Below are 17,607 nucleotides of genomic sequence, written 5' to 3'. Positions count from 1 at the left end.
GGTGCCGCCTCTGTGGAGACAAACAAAGCAGAAGGCAACTCTGGAAACTGCAAGTAACACAAAATGTGAACGCCGCGACACAGAGATTTTTAGAGAGGATGACGCGATGAAGATAAAACGAGTGTTTGACCTAATCTTCTCTATGGAAAACCTACACGCCGCCCTGGAGGATGCCTCCAGCGGAAGGCGGTACCAGAAGGATGTCCTGGCGTACAATCTGGACGCCTGGGAAAAGCTCACTTTGCTAAGAGAGGAAATCCTAAGCGGCGGCTATTGCATAGAAAGGTATTACATTTTCTATATCCATGAGCCAAAGCTGCGGATGATTATGTCAATATCCTTCCGTCATCGCATCGTCCAATGGGCGATTTACCGGGTGGTGAATCCGCTCCTGGTTCCGGGATACATCAAGGACACATACGGATGTATTCCCGGCAGGGGCAGCCTGGGAGCTATGAATCGGCTGAAATACTGGCTGGAGCTTGTCTCCCGGAAGGAAGGGGAAACCTGGTATTTCCTAAAACTGGATATAAGCAAATATTTCTACCGTGTATCACACCGGATACTGAAAGAAATCCTGGCAAAGAAAATCAAGGATGAAAGAGTGCTGGAGATTCTGTACGGGATTATCGACTGCAAACATACGCCATTCGGCTTGCCACCTGGCAAGAATCCGGAGGATGTGCCGCTGGAGGAACGGCTTTATGATGTCGGGATGCCGATAGGGAACCTTTTGAGCCAGCTCTTTGCGAACATTTACCTGGATGCCCTGGACCAGTTCTGCAAGCGCGTCCTGGGAATCCGTTACTATATACGCTATATGGATGATGTGATTATATTGAGCAACAGCAAATTGCAGCTCCGGGAATGGAAAGACCGGATAGGCACCTTCCTGGAAGTGGAGCTGGAGCTTAATCTGAATCAAAAGACCTGCATCCGTCCGATAGCGCAGGGAATCGAATTTGTAGGATACAGAGTGTGGGCGGACGAAGTGAACGTGCGGAAAAGCACATCATTACGAATAAAACGGAACCTGGCCGGTGTCTGTGTGAAGTATGCCGAAGGGAAACTGACGCTCCAGGAAGTGACGCAGCGGTTCAACAGCTACATAGGGATGTTGGGCCATACAGACAGCCAGGCTCTTTTAGATAAGATATATCAAGAGATGGTTCTCACAACCGCGGAAGGAGGAAAGCTGGAGGATGGAGAGGAAGAACTTCTTTACATGCTCCCCATACAGCAGGAAATGCGTATGTCCTATGGGGAATGGGAAATGCGAAACGACTTGCAGCTGGTATGGTAAGTGTGAGCATTGCTTGAATTTCCACATACCGGCAGGGCAGGAGCCTTGTCTGGCATGTGCGAATTTAAGAATAGATTTAAGACCGCCTGGAGAGGGCGGTTTTTCAGTGGAAGGAGGTGAAAAGGCTATGGATAACCCGGTGACACATAGGGAGCTGGAGCAGTTCCGGCAGCTGATGGAGTCGGAGAATGAGCGGTTGAAGGAAGAAAACGACCGCCAGAATCACCGCATCGGAGTCCTGGAGAACAGCATCCAGAAGATGACCGACCTGGCAGCGTCCACAGAAAAGCTGGCGGTGAACATGCAGAACATGTTGAAGGTCCAGGAGGAGCAGAGCAAGCGCCTGGAGCAAATCGAGAACCGGGACGGCGAGAAGTGGCGGAAAGCGATGGCATACATCGGAACCGCGATACTGGGAGCTGTCCTGGCTATTGTATTTGCCAAGATTGGGCTGTAGAGGAGGCGAGGCATGAAGGAAAAGAAAAGCGTCCGGACAATGGACATCATCCTGGCGGTGATTGCCGTTTTCCTGCTTCTCTTTATCGTGGTGATGGTGTGGCTTTACTACCAGACCGGGGCAATCCCGGACACGCTCTGCACATGCGTATTTGCTGCCTGCGGAGGGGAGTGTGGAGTCATGGGCTGGATAAAGACCACGAAGGAGCGGCAGAGGGAGCGGTCATTCGAGCTGGAGGACAGGGAACACGAGGAACAAAGACAGAAAGAAATGGAGGCAAATCTGAATGAATGAGATTTTATTTGAGCTTTTGAAGGTAGTTATCATGGTGGCAGTCATGCTTATCACGCGGTATGCCATTCCCTGGGTAAGGGAGCGCATCGGGGCGGATAAGCTGGCCCTGGCAGAGAAGTGGGTTCGGTACGCGGTACTGAAAGCCCAGCAGGTCATGTGGGCTGATGATGGGCCGGAACGCAAGGCATACGTTACGGAGTTTCTGAAAGAGCTGCTTATTGAGAAGAACATTGCCCTTTCGGATGAACAGCTGGACATTCTGATTGAAGCAGCAGTGAAGCAGATGAAAATTGAAGCAGGCTCCGGTGTCACTATCAATAACTCTGCCGGTGAAGCTCCGGGAGAAAAGACTGCAAAATGATGTAGGAGGAGGGAAACGCTATGGCACTGAAAGGAAGTACGGTCCGGGAGCAGGTATGGAACTATCTGGCATCCGCAGGACTAAGCAATCATGGAGTGGCTGGCCTCATGGGGAATCTGTCCGCAGAGTCCAGGCTCAATCCTAAGAACCTGGAGGATCTCTGTGAGGCGCGGCTCAAAGAGGCCGGAAAGCTGTACTGTACGGATGAAACGTACACAGTGGCGGTGGACAGCGGGGAAATCAGCCAAGAGGAGTTCCTGCATCCTCTCCCGAATAAACAGTACGGGTACGGGCTGGCACAATGGACATCACCCGGAAGGAAAGCCGGCCTTTATGACCTGGCAAAGTCCAGGGGCGTGTCAATCGGTGATCTGGAGATGCAGCTGGATTTCCTCATGCAGGAACTTTCCACCAGCTACAGAAATGTCCTGGAGATTCTGAAATCTGCAACTTCTGTGAGGGCGGCGTCTGATGCCGTCCTCATTGATTTTGAGCGTCCGAAGAACCAGGGAGAGGCTGTAAAGAAGAAAAGGGCTGGATATGGACAAAAGTATTATGACGAGTTTGTAAAGCCTGCATCGGTCAATACGGCAGGCACAAGCACCAAACCAGAAGGAGGTAAGGCAACTATGACAGAGACGCAGGCGAGGCAGCACATATTGAGCATCATGCAGGGCTGGGTAGGCTTGAAAAGGTCGGACGGCTCCCACAAGGTAATTATTGATACCTACAACGGACATAAGCCGCTGGCGCGGAACTATTCCGTGAAGTACACGGACGCATACTGCGCCACCACTATATCTGCAGCAGCAATCGAGGCAGGGTTCGATGACATCATCCCCCTGGAGTGCGGATGCGGCCAGATGATAGAGCTGGCAAAGAAGATGGGAATCTGGGAAGAAAACGACGCCTATGTACCGGAACCGGCGGACATCATCCTCTATGATTGGGATGATAACGGCATCGGGAACAACACCGGCTGGCCCGATCATGTCGGCATGGCGGAGAAGGTGGCAGGCAGCACCATTACCGTCCTGGAGGGCAATATGAGCGGCGGCGTTGTGGGCCGCAGGAACCTCCAGGTCAACGGCCGGTATATCAGAGGGTATATCCTTCCGAAGTACGCAGGCAAGGCAGACAAGCCGGACGAGCCGAACACTTCCGGAAATCTGAAAGTGGGTGATATTGTGACATTCACCGGAAAGAATCATTACGCCAGCTCCTATGCAAGCGCCAAAAAGGTCTCCTGCATGAGCGGCCAGGCGAAGGTGACGGCCATAAATGCAAAGGGAGCGCATCCGTACCATCTGGTGGCGGTTCCCGGGAAAGGCTCCAATGTATACGGCTGGGTGGATGCTGCTGACATCCAGGGCGCGGCATCCGGCTCCGGTCCTTCCGGGGGAACCGTGGCAATCAAGGTGGGCGATACCGTGAACTATTCCGGGAACGTCCATTACACCAGCAGCTACAAGGGGGCGAAATCCTCCAGCTGCAAAGGCGGTACCGCGAAGGTGACGGCCATCAACAAGACCGGGGCGCACCCTTACCATTTGAAGCACACCGGGAGCGGATGCACCGTGTACGGCTGGGTGGATGCTGACAAAGTTTCCGGATCATAGGAGGGCATACAGCGTATGAAAAATTACATCGGCGTCAAAATCGTAAAGGCGGAGCCGCAGGAGAAGGACGGCAGGCCCGGATATAAGGTAGTGTATCCGGATGGCTATGTGTCGTGGTCTCCGAAGGACGTCTTTGAAAAGGCATACAGAATACTTGACTGTGAAGATTTCATCAACAAGAAGGAGTAACACCGCATCTGCATCTCAATAAGGCAAAAGGGCCTCTCTGTCAATTCCAGGCAGGGAGGCTCTTTTTTTATTGCCGTTTTTTAGACCGTCCGTGGATTGTCCAATGGACTGTCCGTGGAAATGTCCAAAGAATGTCCGGAAGTCTAAGGCATTTTGTCCTATGGACTGTCCGCGGATTGTCCGTGGACGCAGTATCTCCGCTCATTCTCCAGCGCATCCAGGCGGAGATTCCGGGAGCCGTTTCTTCTTATTATAATGTGCCTGGAATTTTAGACCATCCTATGGACTGTCCGTGGACGCATCCGTGGACAATCCATAGGAACATCCACAAACATACCGTAACCGTAACCGTAACCATAATAAATAAAAAGATATAAGTCCAAAATACACCAAAAGGTATTTATGTCATTAAAACTATTGACAAATACCCTATAGTGTGTTATGATACTAATATACAAAAGGAAGTTGCAAAGAAAACTCACAAGGAGGTATCGGCTATGAGAGTAAAGGCTGGCTGGATTGTAAAGGTAGCGGACATCGGGATACTGGCAAAGGTGGTGTCTGCCGGAGATGGCAAAGCGGAACTGGAGTTTGATTTCCCGGAAGGCCGGGAGGTCTGCGAGTGTCCGTATTCAATTATTGCAGGCATCCTCTCCAGAGGGGAGGCTGCATGACAAAGCTGGAGTTTGAACATTTGATAGAGCGTCCGATTTCCGCCGAGGAGTTCCGGAAGATTCAGCTAGTGTATATGAACACAGAAGCAATCGTAACTCCCTCCCAGATGTCATATATCTACGTGGTGTGGGGAGAAAAAGGGATTGATATTCTGTACTCACTGGTGATGGAGCGCGGAAGGCTGATAGAGGAGGTCGGGGAATTGAAACGTGAGCTGTCAGATGTGAAGAAAGAAAACCGGCGGCTCCGGGAGTTCCGGGGAGTGATTCTGAAAGCGTACGAGGAGGCGAGAGAGGTCTAAGAAAAATTGAATATGTGATAGAATAATGTTGATTTATGTCCGTGCATATGTTATGATATATGTACGGACATAAAGGAGGCGATAGAATGAGTCCGAAAGGTAGACCGACTGACGATCCGAAGACTTGCCGGTTCGAGATTAGAATTTCCGAGGCAGATATTGAAAAACTGGATTTTTGCTGTGAGAAAACATCCAAGAAACGTGCCGAGGTAATAAGAATGGGCATTCAGAAAGTCTTTGATGAATTGTCAAAATAAAATAGCGGTTACGCCCCGACCAAAGTTTGTAACCGCCATTTCCACACAACCGCCGAAGCGATTGATAAATCTATTCTATCACATCAATTCGGCTAAATCAATCGAAAAGGAGCCGAACCATGAAAAATTCCAGAGAAATCCCAGAAATAAAAGAAGTAAGCCAGGAGGAAATCCGGGCATTGAGCAATAATCTGTTTGAACTGTATGCAGTCCTGGAGACCGCATCCATCGCCCTTTATAATCTGCAAAGTGAGCCGGAGGCGATAGGCAAAGCTGTGACTATTTCATTTGCGGTGGAAAAAGCAGCTAAGGACTGCGAAGCGTTGAAGGCTGTTGTAGACGATATGGCAGAGAGAACCAGATAGGCATATAAAATATCCCGGGGTGCGGAATAACCGCTCCCTGGGGCTGTATGGACGTTGAAAACTGAATAAGGAGGAAAAGGCATGGAAGAAATGAAAAATGAAATCATGAAGCAGGGGGCAGTCCAGGAGGAGCCGTACAAGAGCGGCTCTGTCCACTACATCGACAGCCGGGAAGTGGCAAAAATGGTCGAAAAGGAACACAGTAATTTACTAAAAGACATCCGCAGGTATATCACACAAATGGGAAAAGTAAAAATTGACTTCTCTGAATTTTTTATCGAATCATTATACCGTGTTGAAGGCCAGAGCAGAGAATATCCGTGTTATCTGGTTACGGAAAAGGGTTGTGAATTTATTGCCCACAAGATGACCAGTGAAAAGGGCACAGCATTTACTGTGGCGTACATAGACCGTTTTCACGAAATGAAAGGTGCGTTGGAGGGGAAGGATGAACTGGACAAGTTTTTCGATGTCATGAAAGAGTACATGATTCAACAGAGCAAGAGAGATCAGCAGCAGGAAGAAACCATTCAGACTACTATTGGATTGATTGGACAGGTGATGGAGCGATTAGAAAAGCTGGAAACCCAGAAAGCAGGTATCCTTTCCTGGAACCCGTTCTCAGTCCAGCAGGACGTGATAGATCAGCGCATGAGGACGCTGAATGGCCTGGTAGACCAGGTGGCGGACTTGTGCCAGATGGAGCGGAACAAAGTCCTGCACTTTCTGTATAAGACGCTGCAGGAGAGCCTGGGAATGACATTGAATCCGTACCTGATGGTGATGAAGTCAGAGCGTGGAGACGATACCGCCTGCAATCTGCATGTGATAGCCAGCGTGGACAGGTTCTATAAACAGGCGGCGGAGATGTGCCAGGACGTAATTGCCAGAAAAAATTTGTTTGATTAGTAGGAGGATATGGCATGGCAAAGGGATTGAGTGGAACTGGAGAATTTACCGCATTGCTGACAGCGGATCAGCGGAGGTTGGCAGAGCGCCTGGCTGAAATCGAGAGGGAGGATGCCGATAGGTGCGCTGGCTGCGGAGGAGAGGATTGTTGCTGCTGCGAATACTACCTGGACCGGCAGAGATGGCAGTCTCCGGAGGAATTGTTCGCGGATGATGGATATGGATACGCATGGTAGGAGGTCAAGGATGGTTAAATATTATAGCACACAGAGGCCGGTTTCTCCTGGGACTTTTCCCAGGGAGGGAGCCAGAACAGCCCCAGGAATTATAAAATTGAATACGTGGTAGAATAGCATTGACATTTTGAGTTCCGTTTAGTATAATATTTATAGGAACTCAAAAAGTGAGGTGATGAAGTTGAGTGCCAAGATGGGCAGACCCCCATCCAGCAATCCAAAGCAGAACGATATTAAGGTTCGTGTGGACGACCAAACACACGAAAGGCTGCAAAAATATTGTGAAGCAAATGGAATCACTAAAGCAGAGGCAATTAGAAAAGCGATAGTGGAAATGCTGGACAAATGAAAAGGAAGTCCGCACCGACCAAAGTTTAGACTTCCTTCAGCAAATCAACCGCCGAAACGATTGATAAATCTATTCTATCACATCAATTCGGCTAAATCAATCGAAAAGGAGCCGAACCATGAAAAATTCCAGAGAAATCCCAGAAATAAAAGAAGTAAGCCAGGAGGAAATCCGGGCATTGAGCAATAATCTGTTTGAACTGTATGCAGTCCTGGAGACCGCATCCATCGCCCTTTATAATCTGCAAAGTGAGCCGGAGGCGATAGGCAAAGCTGTGACTATTTCATTTGCGGTGGAAAAAGCAGCTAAGGACTGCGAAGCGTTGAAGGCTGTTGTAGACGATATGGCAGAGAGAACCAGATAGGCATATAAAATATCCCGGGGTGCGGAATAACCGCTCCCTGGGGCTGTATGGACGTTGAAAACTGAATAAGGAGGAAAAGGCATGGAAGAAATGAAAAATGAAATCATGAAGCAGGGGGCAGTCCAGGAGGAGCCGTACAAGAGCGGCTCTGTCCACTACATCGACAGCCGGGAAGTGGCAAGGTTGGTTGGGAAAGAGCATAAGAAATTGCTTCGGGATATCAGGCGGTATTGTGAACAATTAGGAGAGGCCAAGATTGGCCTTACCGATTTTTTCACAGAATCAACCTATATCACAGAGCAAAATAAAGTAGCACCTTGTTACTTGGTAACAAAAAAGGGCTGCGAGTTCATCGCCCACAAACTGACTGGCCAGAAGGGATCGGAGTTTACAGCCCGGTACATTGACCGTTTCCACGAAATGAAAGGTGCGCTGGAGGGTCAGCAGAATCTGGCTCTGCAGGAGTTTATAAAGCAGCAGACAGAGACCATCAATACAGTTGCTGGTATGGTTAGCCAGGTGATGGAGGGATTTAAGGGACTTTCTGCGGATGTGGAGAATCTGAAAGGCCAAAGGGTGGGGATTCCTTCTCGGAATCCATTTTCAGTCCAGGACGATGTGGTGGACCAGCGCATGAGGACGCTGAACGGCCTGATAGACCAGGTGGCGGACTTATGTCAGATGGAGCGGAATAAAGTCCTGCACTTTCTGTATAAGACGCTGCAGGAGAGCCTGGGGGTGACGCTGAACCCTTACCTGATGGTGATGAAGTCAGAGCGTGGAGACGATACCGCCTGCAATCTGCATGTGATAGCCAGCGTGGACAGGTTCTATAAACAGGCGGCGGAGATGTGCCAGGACGTAATTGCCAGAAAAAATTTGTTTGATTAGTAGGAGGATATGGCATGGCAAAGGGATTGAGTGGAACTGGAGAATTTACCGCATTGCTGACAGCGGATCAGCGGAGGTTGGCAGAGCGCCTGGCTGAAATCGAGAGGGAGGATGCCGATAGGTGCGCTGGCTGCGGAGGAGAGGATTGTTGCTGCTGCGAATACTACCTGGACCGGCAGAGATGGCAGTCTCCGGAGGAATTGTTCGCGGATGATGGATATGGATACGCATGGTAGGAGGTCAAGGATGGTTAAATATTATAGCACACAGAGGCCGGTTTCCCCTGGGACTTTTTCCAGGGAGGGAGCCGGGAGAATCGTGAATTTTGACAATAAGCAGTTCTGCGAGGAGATCGGGCGCGATGCCTGGGGATACATTGAGCACGAGGAGCCGCTGTCTGCAGCACAGATGGAGGCGTATGAGCTGACAATGGGAGGGATGAAGAAATTCTGGTGCGTCACCACATCGGTAAATGACCGGGGGAGGGTGGCAGCGAACATCACCAATGTAATAGAGGCGGTATGCCAGCCGGAAAATTCATCAACCAGTACGAGCCGAAGGGATATTTACAACGACTGGTTCCCTTCCCAGGAGGAGGCGGAGAAATTTGTGGAGGAGGCGAGGCAGGCATGAAGCTGGTAATCGAAGTAAAACGCCGGAGAATGAGCGTCACGCAGGGCGAGGCAGACGTGTACGTGAACGACCAGAAGGTCATAACCTTCGGAGACAAAATAGAGATGATTAAAGAAGGGGAGCGGTGCTATGGGGAAAACATCGGAGGATGGGGCAGCAAAAAGCCGGATTCCTCTTTTATCGCCGGGTACCTATGGCATCCGCATGATGAACTCTATAGTTATAAGGAGAAGCTGGAGCGGATTCTGGTGGATGGAGAGGAGCTGGAGGCTCTGGGAGTGAATATCGAGGACATGAAGGAGTCGGCGCGATGAAAAACAAAAGGTTTGGCCAGAACAGATTGAGGAGGCAAGGACGCTGGCTATCCAGGAGAAGAAACTTCTCACCAGGGAGTATGATGCACTTTCGGACGCGGATGGCCTGCGCGTTCTTACAAAGGGGGAGCTTGAGGAATTAAAAGGGAGCCGGTATTCCTGCATCTATTCCGGGTGGATCACGGCCATTGAGGACTACACGGAGGAGACTGGAAAAGCCTGGGAGGTTCTCCAGGCGGTCAATTCTCGGTTCCGGGAGCTGGATGCGGAAGAGCAGGTGATAGATATTCTGAATGATTTCCCGGATGTGAAGCTGGGGCCGGCAGACATCACGGATGATTTCATTTCCTACATGAGAGCATCCGGACACGATCTGACATACAGCCTTCCGATGGGGAATAGGGAACTGGCATATTTTGTGGTGACGAGCCGTGCCTGCCTGGAGGATGAAAATATCTGGATGATGATGGCAGAGGCGGCGATGATGTAAAGGAGGACGGCATGGGAGACCCTTATAAAGTGGAGTGGTTGAAGAAAATGCTGGAGCATGAAACCAGCAAGACGGAGGAGCATTATGGGGCACGTTTGAGCCATTGGTATGGAGATTCAAAGATACTTACCATTGACGCAGGCGGACTGAGGGCTTTGATTCGGCACTACTCAAAACATGATACAGATTTAGACGGATAGGAGGGAAAGGTTTGAGAACAGCAGGAGAAATCATAGAGGACATTCTTAAAAAGGACGGCGTGAGCCAGTCCGATCTGGCAAAAATGATGGACACGGACCGGCGCGCAATCTACCAGCTGCTCCGGAAATTCCAGGACATTAAGTATAGCAAGTTTGCGGAGATTCTGGATAAGCTGGGATATGAAATCACGATAAATAAGAAATAGCAGCTGGAGGCAAGGCTGCTTTTTCTCTGCAAGACAAATACCTTAAAGTGTATTTATGTCGGCTTTTTTATTGACAAATACCTTATAGTGAGTTATAATATTGATATACAAAAGGAAGTTACAAAGAAAACTCACAAGGAGGTATCAGTTATGAGAGTAAAGGCTGGATGGATTGTAAAGGTTGCAGACATCGGCACACCGGCAAAGGTGGTGTCTGCTGGAGACGGAAAAGCGGAGCTGGAGTTCGATTTCCCGGAAGGCCAGGAGGTCTGCGAGTGTCCGTATTCAATTATTGCAGGCATCCTCTCCAGAGGGGAGGCTGCATGATAAAGCTGGAGTTTGAACATTTGATAGAGCGTCCGATTTCTGACGAGGAGTTCCGGAAGATTCAGCTGGTGTATATGAACACAGAGGCAATCGAAACGCCTCTCCAAATGTCATATATCTACCTGGTGTGGGGAGAAAAAGGGATTGATATTCTGTACTCACTGGTGATGGAGCGCGGAAGGTTGATAGAGGAGGTCGGGGAATTGAAACGCGAGTTGTCAAATGTGAAGAAAGAAAACCGGCTTCTCCGGGAGTTCCGGGGAGTGATTCTGAAAGCATACGAGGAGGCGAAAAAGGATGTATGAGTATGATTATTCTGGAGACATGAAATTTTTCCAGGACCAGCTTGCGGCGAAAGGCATCACCAAAAAGATGCTGGACATGAACAATTTCGCAGGGCTGACGGCCAGGGAATTGCAGAACATAGTAGACAGCGCAAGGCTGATAAAGAAAGGCGAGACTGCCGGAGAACCGGCATCAGCATAAATTTTAGCATGGAGGGCAAAACACATGGAAAGAACCTATTATTCAATCAATGAACAGACGGCGAGGACGGCGAAGCATATCAATTCTTTCAGCGAATACAAGGAAGGGAGCGCGACGGCGGAGTACCGGCACTATGTAGATAAGGTGTATGACGTGGTGGAGCGGATCGCGGAGGAGAAACCTAACCTTCTGGAAAAGGCACAGCGCATGGCGGAGCGCTACAGCCGGAAACTGTCCATCTATTACAACGATTACTACCGCAACGAGGCATCCTGCCCCAGCATTATGATTTCCGGCGGCGGAAATTTCCCGGTGAGGAAAAAGGAGAAGCAGAACAGCCGGAGGGATTCCCTGCACAAGGAATGGGTGTACCTGGATTCCTATGCAGACAAGATTGAGCATCTTCTGACGATGGAGCAGCCCATCCTCTCCGGAGACGAGCGCGCCGTGGAATTGCTGCAGGAAAAGCTGGACGGCATGGTGGAAACCCAGGAGCTGATGAAGGCGGTCAATGCGTACTACCGGAAGGAAAAGACCCTGGATGGATGCCCGAACCTCACCCAGGAAGAAATCGAAATGCTGAAAGCGGAAATGGCATCCAGCTATCATTGGGCAGACGTTCCGTATCTTCCTTATCTGCTTTCCAACAATAACGCCAACATCAAGAGGACGAGGGACCGGATGGAAGGTCTGAAAAAGGTGAAGGAGGCCGGGAGCCAGGAAACGGAGTGCGAGTTCTGCAAGGTAGTGGAGAATACCGAGATTATGAGGCTCCAGCTGATATTCGATGGCAAGCCGGAGCCGGAAGTCCGGGATATTCTGAAAAGCAACGGTTTCAGATGGGCGCCCTCGCAGGGAGCATGGCAGCGGCAGCTCACCAACAATGCGAAGTATGCGCTTAAGTGCGTGATGAAGGAGCTGAAAAAGCTCCAGGAGGAGACGGCATGATTACTGAACAGGAGGCCAGGGCAAAGGGCATGGACGATGTGGCGGTTTTCCTGGGGATTGTGGACGGGGAGGTTATCCCCGACCCCACGCCCAGTCTGACGCCGAATGAAAAGCTGCATGGAAGAATTGTCGGTACCAGGATGGACCCGTACCATGATGTGACAATTTATGAGGATGGGTATGAGGAGCGTTACTACATCGGAGATTAAGGAGGGATGATTCATGGAAATCAAGACAATGGCCGGATGGCATGAGTTCGCTGAAAACAACAGCAATGGGAGCTGGGATAAATACTGCAAGCCCGGAGACCTGGTAGACGAAGGGGTATATGACTACTTTCTGGATGTTTTGCCTCCCCGGAGCATGGAGAGGGGCTATCTCCAGGTAGGGGAGCCGCACAGCCACCAGATGAATGTAGCCACCGGAAAGGTGCAGGCTACATACGCGACATTCCGCAGGGCGGAGAAGGGAATCTGGATGTATTGCGGAAACTGTTTTGCCGGGATGACATGGGACGCGGATTCCGCGAGCAGTTCCCTGGAGGGCTTTCTGAAAGTCACATACCGGAAGGAGGGGAGCCAGAGGATATGCAGGCCACGCCTGGTTTGCAAGGATGGATTCTCAATGTCCATCCAGGCCGGGGAAGATTTTCAGTGTACCCCCAGGGAGCATAGGAAAGACGGCGATTATACAGCTGTTGAGCTGGGATGCCTTTCTTCACTGGAGGAGCTGCTGGTACCCTATGCGGAGGATAAGGACGCATTACTGGATACGACATATCCATATGTTCCGGTAGAGCTGGTGAAGGTAGTCATTGAGACGCATGGAGGAATCTATGGTTAAGGTTCTAAACTACCCAGGTGCGATATCGAGGCTGGAAGAGACCATGTAAGAAAGTATGTCAGCAAGGGTTTTCCGCGTGTGTTCCAGTACACGGTCAAATTGAGCAAGGCCAGGAGGTTTGAGACAGAGGAGAGGGCTATGGAGTTTATCCGGGGATTCAATGACTATGGGAAGTTTACGATTGTGCAGCCGGTTGTGAGAAAAGTATGCAGGACATTTTCCGTTGTCCAGGAAGGAGAAGAAAATGAATAAGGTTATTCTGATGGGGCGCCTCACACGCGACCCCGAAGTAAGGTATTCGCAGGGGGAGACCAGTATGGCGGTTGCCAGGTACACGCTGGCGGTAGACCGAAGAGGCAGGAGGGACGGCGAGCAGTCGGCAGATTTCATTTCCTGCGTGGCGTTCGGAAAAGCTGGAGAGTGGGCGGAAAAGTGGCTCCGGAAGGGAATCAAGATTGCCATTACTGGACGCATCCAGACCGGCAGCTACACCAACAGAGAGGGCCAGAAGGTCTATACAACGGATGTCGTGATTGAGGAGCAGGAGTTCGCTGAAAGCAGGGCAGCAAGCGAGGGAAACAGCCAGAACCAGCAGAGACAGCAGGAGCAGAGTGCCGGAGATGGCTTTATGAATATTCCGGACGGCATTGACGAGGAACTGCCGTTCAACTAAAAAGGAGGGAAAATCATGGAAAACAGCAACATCGTAAACATTAAGGCGGAGCGGATCATGGCGCATCCGAACAATCCCAGGAAGAACCTGGGGGATTTGTCAGAGCTGGTGGAGTCTATCAAAATTCATGGAATCATGCAGAACCTTACAGTGATTCCTCTGGTGGATGTAGACCCGGATGCCACCATAGGGCAAGGGGAGGAGAAATATGTCACCCTCATAGGGCATCGCCGGTATGCTGCAGGTTCCCAGGCAGGGGTGACGGAGTTTCCCTGCAAGATAGCAAGGGGGCTTTCGGAGCGTGAGCAGATGTCAATCATGCTGGAGGAGAATATGCAGAGGGCAGACCTCACTATCTGGGAGCAGGCAAACGGTTTCCAGATGATGTTAGACCTGGGGGAAACGGAGGAAAGCATCGCGGAAAAGACCGGATTCTCCAAAACCACGGTCCGGCACCGGCTGAATATCGCAAAACTGAACCAGGATATTTTGATGAAAAAGGAAAAGGACGAAGCTTTCCAGCTGTCTTTGACAGACCTCTATGCGCTGGAGCAGATTGAGGACATCAAAATAAGGGATAAGATTCTGAAAGAGGCATCTAATTCCAGGGATTTAGTCTGGAGAGCGAAGAGCGCCGCAGAGGAGATTCACCGGGATAAGGTGGCGGCGAAGATTATTGAGATGCTGGAGGAGGCAGGAATCGGCGCGGCTCCGAAGGAATATGAGAAGGACCAGTATTCCGGGAAGTGGGAAACCGTGGAGTGGATTAGCACTGAAAAGGCAGCACCTAAGAGAATCAGCAAAAAGAAGTTCGAGGGATGCTTCTACCACAAGGCATACAGATCAGTGAACGTAATCCGGAAAAAGGATAACTCGAAAGAGCCGATGACCGAGGCAGAACGCATCCAGAAGGAGAAGGACCGGAACAAGAAAACCATCAAGGCTATTGCAAAGGAGATGACGGCACAGAGGAAAAGTTTCATCCTCAATGCCATTGCCGGGAAGATTGAGCCGCTGAAGGATACGGAGGATGCCATCAAGGGGTTGTGGGGCGTGATTGTGGATGCCTGCGGTTATATGAACAAGACTACGCTTATGGCGTTCCTATCAGATGCAAAAGACTGGTGGAATATGTCGGACGAAGAAAAGGAGAAGTGCCAGGCCAAATTCCAGAAATTGAGCATTGAACATCAGCTGATGATTGGCGCTTTCTGTGCTACCAACGATAAAGATTTTACGGAATGGGATGGAGCGTACAGAAAAGAAACCGGGGAGCTTATCACGCAATTTACGGAAGTCCTGGAGAAGTATGGTTTTTCCTATGCGGAGGAGGAGCAAAACAAGGTGATGGAGGGTTCCCATGAGTGCTATTTCAAGAAGGAGGAGCCGAAAGATGAATCAGCCTAAGATGAAAAAGATTTTTACGATGCATCCCGGAAAGGCAGAGTATGAATATGCCGTGAAGTGCCGGTTCTGCAATGAGACATACAGAATCGACATGAACAGCGATTTGTATTACAGACTGGACAGATTCCTGGAAGGGGAGGGCCATGCGGAAGAAATGCTGCATGACCTCCCTCCCGGAATCCGGGAAATGTTCATCAGCGGAATGTGTCCGGAGTGCTGGGAAAAGACATTCGGTGGAGAGGAGGATGCAGAATGAGAAAAAGGTACTGCAAAGGCAGATATTACAAGGCTGGCGCCTATCATAATTTTGAAATCGGGAAATTCCACCAGTGGGGCAGTAACTACGAGGAGTTTGAGAATGGGGCAGGCAATTACTCTGTGGCTATCGTGGAGCTGCCGGATGGAACCGTTGTTATGCCGGTGGCAGATGATATATGTTTCCTGGAGAGTGAGGAATTAAATAGGCTTATAGAAGAATGTTCCAATAAGTCGGATACTGTATATACACTGGAGTGGGCCAGAAATACGCTCAATCGGTACAGAGACCATGTATGCATGACTATGTTGGGCTTGACTGGAGAGGACGAAGTGAAAACAATCTATGATTTGTTCAATGCTCTCAAAATGGGCGAGCTGGCATTGTATAAGCAGGAGAAGCGAGAGAAGGAGGAGACGCAGAGTGAAAAAGGTATGCCCGGAGTGTCACAAGGTATTTGTGACGGAGCTGACAGATAAGGTCTATTGCTCCAGAAAATGTTCTGTGAAAATGAGGAAACGCGGAAGGAGGAGGAGACGTAATGCTGAAATTGCCTATAAAGAAAAAATGGCTTGACATGATTCTCACCATGGAAAAGCCGGAGGAGTACCGGCAGATAAAGCCATACTGGACGGTCCGGATCATCCACTGGCTGGGATTCCAGGACAGTGAGACGGACACTGTGATGGAACTGTTGAGGGAAAAGCGCACAGAAAAGGCGCTGCCGGTCATCCTGCAAAATGGGTATGGGGCAGATGCGCCGGAGGTAGAAGTCATGTGTACGCTTTCCATCGGCGCTGGAAGGGAAGAATGGGGCGCGGCTCCTGGCAAGGAGTATTTCCGGTTCCATATTGAGAAGGTATCAAAATTTATGGGAGCTGATGTAGTATGAAGGGACAGATGAACCTATTTGATGATGATACGTTCATAAGGGATGCAGACTGCACAAAGGACACGCCGGTTGTCAAGGGAAAGCCGGACACGCCGATTTACGGCCAGGGCATCGGGATAAGGCCGTCTGTTCCAGGGCGGCAGGATTCAGACCATTTTAAGCGGATATATCTGGAGGAATTGCTGCCCTTAGAAGAATATGACCTGGTGGCGGTTCTATTATCCGGAGGGAAAGACAGTATCGCCTGCTATTGCAAATTGCTGGAGCTGGGAGTGCCGAAGGGAAAGATAGAGTTCTGGCACCACGATATAGACGGAGGGCATCCATGCAGGCGTATGGACTGGAGATGCACCCACAATTATGTCCGGTCATTCGCAGAGGTGGAAGGAGTACCGCTCCGGCTATCGTGGAGGGTAAACGGTTTTTTCGGAGAGCTTTACAGAATAGGGGCAAGTGAGCCGGTGGAGTGGCTGGAGCCAGAGACCGGGGAGGTCATACGCTGCAGGCTGTCGCAGAACTATATCAAGTGCCAGGAAATCAAGGAAAAAGCAACGGATGATATGGAGGAGGAGCTGAAAAAGCTGGGGTATAGAATGAAGTTCCCTGCAAAGACTGGTGATTTGAGCCGCCGGTGGTGCAGCGCATATCTGAAAATCATGGTGGCTGATACCGTGATGTCTAATCTGTCGAGGTTGAAACAGCTGGAGGAGCTGGGAGGCAAGCGACACATGTTCCCGGCAAAGGGAGGCACCCACCAGGGGAGATGGTGCAGTGGAAATCTGAAAGCTGCCGTCCAGGACAGCGTGACATCAAATCTGGAAAAGACCAGGGCAAATGTGAAGGTTCTGGTGGTATCCGGTGAAAGGCGTGGGGAATCTTCCGGAAGGGCTAAGTATAACGAAATGGAGATACACCGGACAAATGCAGAGGCAAAGGCACACCGCCTGGTTCACCAGTGGAGGCCGGTCATCGACTATTCGGAGAAGGATGTCTGGGAGGTGTTAAAGAGGCACAATGTAAATCCCCACCCTTGCTACCGTGCCGGGTGGAACCGGTGCAGCTGCGCGATGTGCATTTTCTCTACTCCAAAATTGTTTGCAGGCATCCGGGAATTGTATCCGGAGGACTATGCTCTGCTGAAGAAGGACGAGGAGATTCTGGGATTTACCCTGGACAACAAGTGCGATCTGGATACGTTCGTGGGAGATGCGGAATCTTGCGTGTATCATGGAGATTTAGCGGCGATACATAGCCTGGTGACTGGAGAGTTCACAGCTGATGATGTGTATGTGAAGGAAAACTGGATGTACCCTGCCGGGGCTTTTCATGGGGCAGAGGGCGGGCCATGTTGATTAAGGAAGG

34 protein-coding genes are annotated in these 17,607 nt (G+C 50.3%); all 34 read left to right on the top strand.

Features of this window, described 5'->3' with window-relative positions:
- Nucleotides 1–106: 106 nt before the first annotated feature.
- The 34 genes from NSB25_RS11280 to NSB25_RS11120 all read left to right on the top strand — a co-directional run bounded on the left by NSB25_RS11280 (nt 107) and on the right by NSB25_RS11120 (nt 17,597).
- A complete protein-coding gene (locus NSB25_RS11280; RefSeq protein ID WP_103239870.1) occupies nt 107–1,303 on the top strand; it encodes an RNA-directed DNA polymerase in 1,197 nt (398 codons plus the stop codon).
- 127 nt (nt 1,304–1,430) lie between these two features.
- A complete protein-coding gene (locus NSB25_RS11275) occupies nt 1,431–1,760 on the top strand; it encodes a hypothetical protein (protein WP_103239755.1) in 330 nt (109 codons plus the stop codon).
- Nucleotides 1,761–1,772: 12 nt separating this feature from the next.
- Nucleotides 1,773–2,054 (top strand): hypothetical protein, encoded by a 282-nt coding sequence (locus tag NSB25_RS11270; RefSeq protein ID WP_103239754.1) that lies wholly within the window; start codon nt 1,773–1,775, stop codon nt 2,052–2,054.
- Complete coding sequence (locus NSB25_RS11265; RefSeq protein ID WP_103239753.1) at nt 2,047–2,415, top strand: phage holin family protein; 369 nt, start codon at nt 2,047–2,049, stop codon at nt 2,413–2,415. Before NSB25_RS11270 ends, NSB25_RS11265 begins: the two co-directional genes overlap by 8 nt.
- 20 nt (nt 2,416–2,435) lie before the next feature.
- On the top strand, nt 2,436–4,034 hold the full coding sequence (locus NSB25_RS11260; RefSeq protein ID WP_103239752.1) for a phage tail tip lysozyme: 1,599 nt from the start codon (nt 2,436–2,438) through the stop codon (nt 4,032–4,034).
- Between the two features lie 15 nt (nt 4,035–4,049).
- Nucleotides 4,050–4,223 (top strand): hypothetical protein, encoded by a 174-nt coding sequence (locus NSB25_RS11255; RefSeq protein WP_172455078.1) that lies wholly within the window; start codon nt 4,050–4,052, stop codon nt 4,221–4,223.
- Nucleotides 4,224–4,720: 497 nt separating this feature from the next.
- Nucleotides 4,721–4,897: a hypothetical protein gene (locus NSB25_RS11250; RefSeq protein ID WP_172455085.1), complete on the top strand. Its 177-nt coding sequence runs from the start codon at nt 4,721–4,723 to the stop codon at nt 4,895–4,897.
- Nucleotides 4,894–5,199 carry a hypothetical protein gene (locus NSB25_RS11245; protein ID WP_103239751.1) on the top strand — a complete coding sequence of 102 codons (306 nt, stop codon included), beginning with the start codon at nt 4,894–4,896 and terminating at the stop codon, nt 5,197–5,199. The genes NSB25_RS11250 and NSB25_RS11245 overlap by 4 nt, the downstream gene beginning before the upstream one ends.
- A gap of 86 nt (nt 5,200–5,285) precedes the next feature.
- Nucleotides 5,286–5,456: a hypothetical protein gene (locus NSB25_RS11240; RefSeq protein WP_172455084.1), complete on the top strand. Its 171-nt coding sequence runs from the start codon at nt 5,286–5,288 to the stop codon at nt 5,454–5,456.
- A 119-nt stretch (nt 5,457–5,575) separates the two neighbouring features.
- Nucleotides 5,576–5,821, top strand: a complete 246-nt coding sequence (locus NSB25_RS11235; protein WP_103239750.1) for a hypothetical protein — start codon at nt 5,576–5,578, stop codon at nt 5,819–5,821.
- 81 nt (nt 5,822–5,902) lie between these two features.
- On the top strand, nt 5,903–6,730 hold the full coding sequence (locus NSB25_RS11230; RefSeq protein ID WP_242982408.1) for a Rha family transcriptional regulator: 828 nt from the start codon (nt 5,903–5,905) through the stop codon (nt 6,728–6,730).
- A 14-nt stretch (nt 6,731–6,744) separates the two neighbouring features.
- Nucleotides 6,745–6,966, top strand: coding sequence for a hypothetical protein (locus tag NSB25_RS11225; RefSeq protein WP_103239749.1), 222 nt, complete (start codon nt 6,745–6,747; stop codon nt 6,964–6,966).
- Nucleotides 6,941–7,078 carry a defense against restriction DarA-related protein gene (locus tag NSB25_RS29935; RefSeq protein WP_416385568.1) on the top strand — a complete coding sequence of 46 codons (138 nt, stop codon included), beginning with the start codon at nt 6,941–6,943 and terminating at the stop codon, nt 7,076–7,078. Before NSB25_RS11225 ends, NSB25_RS29935 begins: the two co-directional genes overlap by 26 nt.
- Before the next feature lie 63 nt (nt 7,079–7,141).
- Nucleotides 7,142–7,315, top strand: a complete 174-nt coding sequence (locus tag NSB25_RS29930) for a ribbon-helix-helix domain-containing protein (protein WP_306817594.1) — start codon at nt 7,142–7,144, stop codon at nt 7,313–7,315.
- A gap of 118 nt (nt 7,316–7,433) precedes the next feature.
- Entirely contained in the window at nt 7,434–7,679 is a 246-nt protein-coding gene (locus tag NSB25_RS11215) for a hypothetical protein (RefSeq protein ID WP_103239750.1), read from the top strand.
- A gap of 81 nt (nt 7,680–7,760) precedes the next feature.
- Nucleotides 7,761–8,570: a Rha family transcriptional regulator gene (locus NSB25_RS11210; RefSeq protein ID WP_242982407.1), complete on the top strand. Its 810-nt coding sequence runs from the start codon at nt 7,761–7,763 to the stop codon at nt 8,568–8,570.
- 14 nt (nt 8,571–8,584) lie between these two features.
- Nucleotides 8,585–8,806: a hypothetical protein gene (locus tag NSB25_RS11205; protein ID WP_103239749.1), complete on the top strand. Its 222-nt coding sequence runs from the start codon at nt 8,585–8,587 to the stop codon at nt 8,804–8,806.
- Between the two features lie 10 nt (nt 8,807–8,816).
- Nucleotides 8,817–9,203: a defense against restriction DarA-related protein gene (locus NSB25_RS11200; protein ID WP_207656157.1), complete on the top strand. Its 387-nt coding sequence runs from the start codon at nt 8,817–8,819 to the stop codon at nt 9,201–9,203.
- A complete protein-coding gene (locus NSB25_RS11195) occupies nt 9,200–9,517 on the top strand; it encodes a hypothetical protein (protein WP_103239748.1) in 318 nt (105 codons plus the stop codon). The genes NSB25_RS11200 and NSB25_RS11195 overlap by 4 nt, the downstream gene beginning before the upstream one ends.
- 277 nt (nt 9,518–9,794) lie before the next feature.
- Entirely contained in the window at nt 9,795–10,007 is a 213-nt protein-coding gene (locus NSB25_RS11190) for a hypothetical protein (RefSeq protein ID WP_103239747.1), read from the top strand.
- A gap of 11 nt (nt 10,008–10,018) precedes the next feature.
- Nucleotides 10,019–10,207: a hypothetical protein gene (locus NSB25_RS11185; RefSeq protein WP_103239746.1), complete on the top strand. Its 189-nt coding sequence runs from the start codon at nt 10,019–10,021 to the stop codon at nt 10,205–10,207.
- Nucleotides 10,208–10,218: 11 nt separating this feature from the next.
- Nucleotides 10,219–10,413, top strand: coding sequence for a helix-turn-helix domain-containing protein (locus NSB25_RS11180; protein WP_103239745.1), 195 nt, complete (start codon nt 10,219–10,221; stop codon nt 10,411–10,413).
- 150 nt (nt 10,414–10,563) lie between these two features.
- Complete coding sequence (locus NSB25_RS11175) at nt 10,564–10,740, top strand: hypothetical protein (RefSeq protein ID WP_172455082.1); 177 nt, start codon at nt 10,564–10,566, stop codon at nt 10,738–10,740.
- On the top strand, nt 10,737–11,045 hold the full coding sequence (locus tag NSB25_RS11170) for a hypothetical protein (protein ID WP_103239744.1): 309 nt from the start codon (nt 10,737–10,739) through the stop codon (nt 11,043–11,045). Before NSB25_RS11175 ends, NSB25_RS11170 begins: the two co-directional genes overlap by 4 nt.
- Nucleotides 11,038–11,226 (top strand): hypothetical protein, encoded by a 189-nt coding sequence (locus NSB25_RS11165; RefSeq protein WP_103239743.1) that lies wholly within the window; start codon nt 11,038–11,040, stop codon nt 11,224–11,226. Before NSB25_RS11170 ends, NSB25_RS11165 begins: the two co-directional genes overlap by 8 nt.
- A gap of 24 nt (nt 11,227–11,250) precedes the next feature.
- Nucleotides 11,251–12,174 carry a hypothetical protein gene (locus tag NSB25_RS11160; protein WP_103239742.1) on the top strand — a complete coding sequence of 308 codons (924 nt, stop codon included), beginning with the start codon at nt 11,251–11,253 and terminating at the stop codon, nt 12,172–12,174.
- Nucleotides 12,171–12,383, top strand: a complete 213-nt coding sequence (locus NSB25_RS11155) for a hypothetical protein (protein ID WP_103239741.1) — start codon at nt 12,171–12,173, stop codon at nt 12,381–12,383. Before NSB25_RS11160 ends, NSB25_RS11155 begins: the two co-directional genes overlap by 4 nt.
- 13 nt (nt 12,384–12,396) lie before the next feature.
- Nucleotides 12,397–13,017, top strand: coding sequence for a hypothetical protein (locus tag NSB25_RS11150; protein WP_103239740.1), 621 nt, complete (start codon nt 12,397–12,399; stop codon nt 13,015–13,017).
- Between the two features lie 244 nt (nt 13,018–13,261).
- Nucleotides 13,262–13,690 (top strand): single-stranded DNA-binding protein, encoded by a 429-nt coding sequence (locus NSB25_RS11145; RefSeq protein WP_103239739.1) that lies wholly within the window; start codon nt 13,262–13,264, stop codon nt 13,688–13,690.
- Between the two features lie 15 nt (nt 13,691–13,705).
- Nucleotides 13,706–15,097 (top strand): ParB/RepB/Spo0J family partition protein, encoded by a 1,392-nt coding sequence (locus tag NSB25_RS11140; RefSeq protein WP_103239738.1) that lies wholly within the window; start codon nt 13,706–13,708, stop codon nt 15,095–15,097.
- Nucleotides 15,084–15,353: a hypothetical protein gene (locus tag NSB25_RS11135; RefSeq protein WP_103239737.1), complete on the top strand. Its 270-nt coding sequence runs from the start codon at nt 15,084–15,086 to the stop codon at nt 15,351–15,353. Before NSB25_RS11140 ends, NSB25_RS11135 begins: the two co-directional genes overlap by 14 nt.
- Nucleotides 15,350–15,832, top strand: a complete 483-nt coding sequence (locus NSB25_RS11130) for a hypothetical protein (protein WP_103239736.1) — start codon at nt 15,350–15,352, stop codon at nt 15,830–15,832. Before NSB25_RS11135 ends, NSB25_RS11130 begins: the two co-directional genes overlap by 4 nt.
- Before the next feature lie 62 nt (nt 15,833–15,894).
- Nucleotides 15,895–16,245: a hypothetical protein gene (locus tag NSB25_RS11125; protein ID WP_103239735.1), complete on the top strand. Its 351-nt coding sequence runs from the start codon at nt 15,895–15,897 to the stop codon at nt 16,243–16,245.
- Complete coding sequence (locus tag NSB25_RS11120) at nt 16,242–17,597, top strand: phosphoadenosine phosphosulfate reductase domain-containing protein (RefSeq protein WP_103239734.1); 1,356 nt, start codon at nt 16,242–16,244, stop codon at nt 17,595–17,597. The genes NSB25_RS11125 and NSB25_RS11120 overlap by 4 nt, the downstream gene beginning before the upstream one ends.
- Nucleotides 17,598–17,607: the final 10 nt, after the last annotated feature.

This window comes from Acetatifactor muris, assembly GCF_024623325.1.
GTDB classification, from domain to species: domain Bacteria; phylum Bacillota; class Clostridia; order Lachnospirales; family Lachnospiraceae; genus Acetatifactor; species Acetatifactor muris.
This window is presented reverse-complemented; position numbering and strand designations above follow the sequence as displayed.

Excerpts from the sequence above, each read along its gene's own strand:
- NSB25_RS11280 (WP_103239870.1), top strand. The coding sequence starts at position 107 with ATGAAGATAAAACGAGTGTTTGACCTAATCTTCTCTATGGAAAACCTA.
- NSB25_RS11275 (WP_103239755.1), top strand. The coding sequence starts at position 1,431 with ATGGATAACCCGGTGACACATAGGGAGCTGGAGCAGTTCCGGCAGCTG.
- NSB25_RS11270 (WP_103239754.1), top strand. The coding sequence starts at position 1,773 with ATGAAGGAAAAGAAAAGCGTCCGGACAATGGACATCATCCTGGCGGTG.
- NSB25_RS11265 (WP_103239753.1), top strand. The coding sequence starts at position 2,047 with ATGAATGAGATTTTATTTGAGCTTTTGAAGGTAGTTATCATGGTGGCA.
- NSB25_RS11260 (WP_103239752.1), top strand. The coding sequence starts at position 2,436 with ATGGCACTGAAAGGAAGTACGGTCCGGGAGCAGGTATGGAACTATCTG.
- NSB25_RS11255 (WP_172455078.1), top strand. The coding sequence starts at position 4,050 with ATGAAAAATTACATCGGCGTCAAAATCGTAAAGGCGGAGCCGCAGGAG.
- NSB25_RS11250 (WP_172455085.1), top strand. The coding sequence starts at position 4,721 with ATGAGAGTAAAGGCTGGCTGGATTGTAAAGGTAGCGGACATCGGGATA.
- NSB25_RS11245 (WP_103239751.1), top strand. The coding sequence starts at position 4,894 with ATGACAAAGCTGGAGTTTGAACATTTGATAGAGCGTCCGATTTCCGCC.
- NSB25_RS11240 (WP_172455084.1), top strand. The coding sequence starts at position 5,286 with ATGAGTCCGAAAGGTAGACCGACTGACGATCCGAAGACTTGCCGGTTC.
- NSB25_RS11235 (WP_103239750.1), top strand. The coding sequence starts at position 5,576 with ATGAAAAATTCCAGAGAAATCCCAGAAATAAAAGAAGTAAGCCAGGAG.
- NSB25_RS11230 (WP_242982408.1), top strand. The coding sequence starts at position 5,903 with ATGGAAGAAATGAAAAATGAAATCATGAAGCAGGGGGCAGTCCAGGAG.
- NSB25_RS11225 (WP_103239749.1), top strand. The coding sequence starts at position 6,745 with ATGGCAAAGGGATTGAGTGGAACTGGAGAATTTACCGCATTGCTGACA.
- NSB25_RS29935 (WP_416385568.1), top strand. The coding sequence starts at position 6,941 with ATGATGGATATGGATACGCATGGTAGGAGGTCAAGGATGGTTAAATAT.
- NSB25_RS29930 (WP_306817594.1), top strand. The coding sequence starts at position 7,142 with ATGAAGTTGAGTGCCAAGATGGGCAGACCCCCATCCAGCAATCCAAAG.
- NSB25_RS11215 (WP_103239750.1), top strand. The coding sequence starts at position 7,434 with ATGAAAAATTCCAGAGAAATCCCAGAAATAAAAGAAGTAAGCCAGGAG.
- NSB25_RS11210 (WP_242982407.1), top strand. The coding sequence starts at position 7,761 with ATGGAAGAAATGAAAAATGAAATCATGAAGCAGGGGGCAGTCCAGGAG.
- NSB25_RS11205 (WP_103239749.1), top strand. The coding sequence starts at position 8,585 with ATGGCAAAGGGATTGAGTGGAACTGGAGAATTTACCGCATTGCTGACA.
- NSB25_RS11200 (WP_207656157.1), top strand. The coding sequence starts at position 8,817 with ATGGTTAAATATTATAGCACACAGAGGCCGGTTTCCCCTGGGACTTTT.
- NSB25_RS11195 (WP_103239748.1), top strand. The coding sequence starts at position 9,200 with ATGAAGCTGGTAATCGAAGTAAAACGCCGGAGAATGAGCGTCACGCAG.
- NSB25_RS11185 (WP_103239746.1), top strand. The coding sequence starts at position 10,019 with ATGGGAGACCCTTATAAAGTGGAGTGGTTGAAGAAAATGCTGGAGCAT.
- NSB25_RS11175 (WP_172455082.1), top strand. The coding sequence starts at position 10,564 with ATGAGAGTAAAGGCTGGATGGATTGTAAAGGTTGCAGACATCGGCACA.
- NSB25_RS11170 (WP_103239744.1), top strand. The coding sequence starts at position 10,737 with ATGATAAAGCTGGAGTTTGAACATTTGATAGAGCGTCCGATTTCTGAC.
- NSB25_RS11165 (WP_103239743.1), top strand. The coding sequence starts at position 11,038 with ATGTATGAGTATGATTATTCTGGAGACATGAAATTTTTCCAGGACCAG.
- NSB25_RS11160 (WP_103239742.1), top strand. The coding sequence starts at position 11,251 with ATGGAAAGAACCTATTATTCAATCAATGAACAGACGGCGAGGACGGCG.
- NSB25_RS11155 (WP_103239741.1), top strand. The coding sequence starts at position 12,171 with ATGATTACTGAACAGGAGGCCAGGGCAAAGGGCATGGACGATGTGGCG.
- NSB25_RS11150 (WP_103239740.1), top strand. The coding sequence starts at position 12,397 with ATGGAAATCAAGACAATGGCCGGATGGCATGAGTTCGCTGAAAACAAC.
- NSB25_RS11145 (WP_103239739.1), top strand. The coding sequence starts at position 13,262 with ATGAATAAGGTTATTCTGATGGGGCGCCTCACACGCGACCCCGAAGTA.
- NSB25_RS11140 (WP_103239738.1), top strand. The coding sequence starts at position 13,706 with ATGGAAAACAGCAACATCGTAAACATTAAGGCGGAGCGGATCATGGCG.
- NSB25_RS11135 (WP_103239737.1), top strand. The coding sequence starts at position 15,084 with ATGAATCAGCCTAAGATGAAAAAGATTTTTACGATGCATCCCGGAAAG.
- NSB25_RS11130 (WP_103239736.1), top strand. The coding sequence starts at position 15,350 with ATGAGAAAAAGGTACTGCAAAGGCAGATATTACAAGGCTGGCGCCTAT.
- NSB25_RS11125 (WP_103239735.1), top strand. The coding sequence starts at position 15,895 with ATGCTGAAATTGCCTATAAAGAAAAAATGGCTTGACATGATTCTCACC.
- NSB25_RS11120 (WP_103239734.1), top strand. The coding sequence starts at position 16,242 with ATGAAGGGACAGATGAACCTATTTGATGATGATACGTTCATAAGGGAT.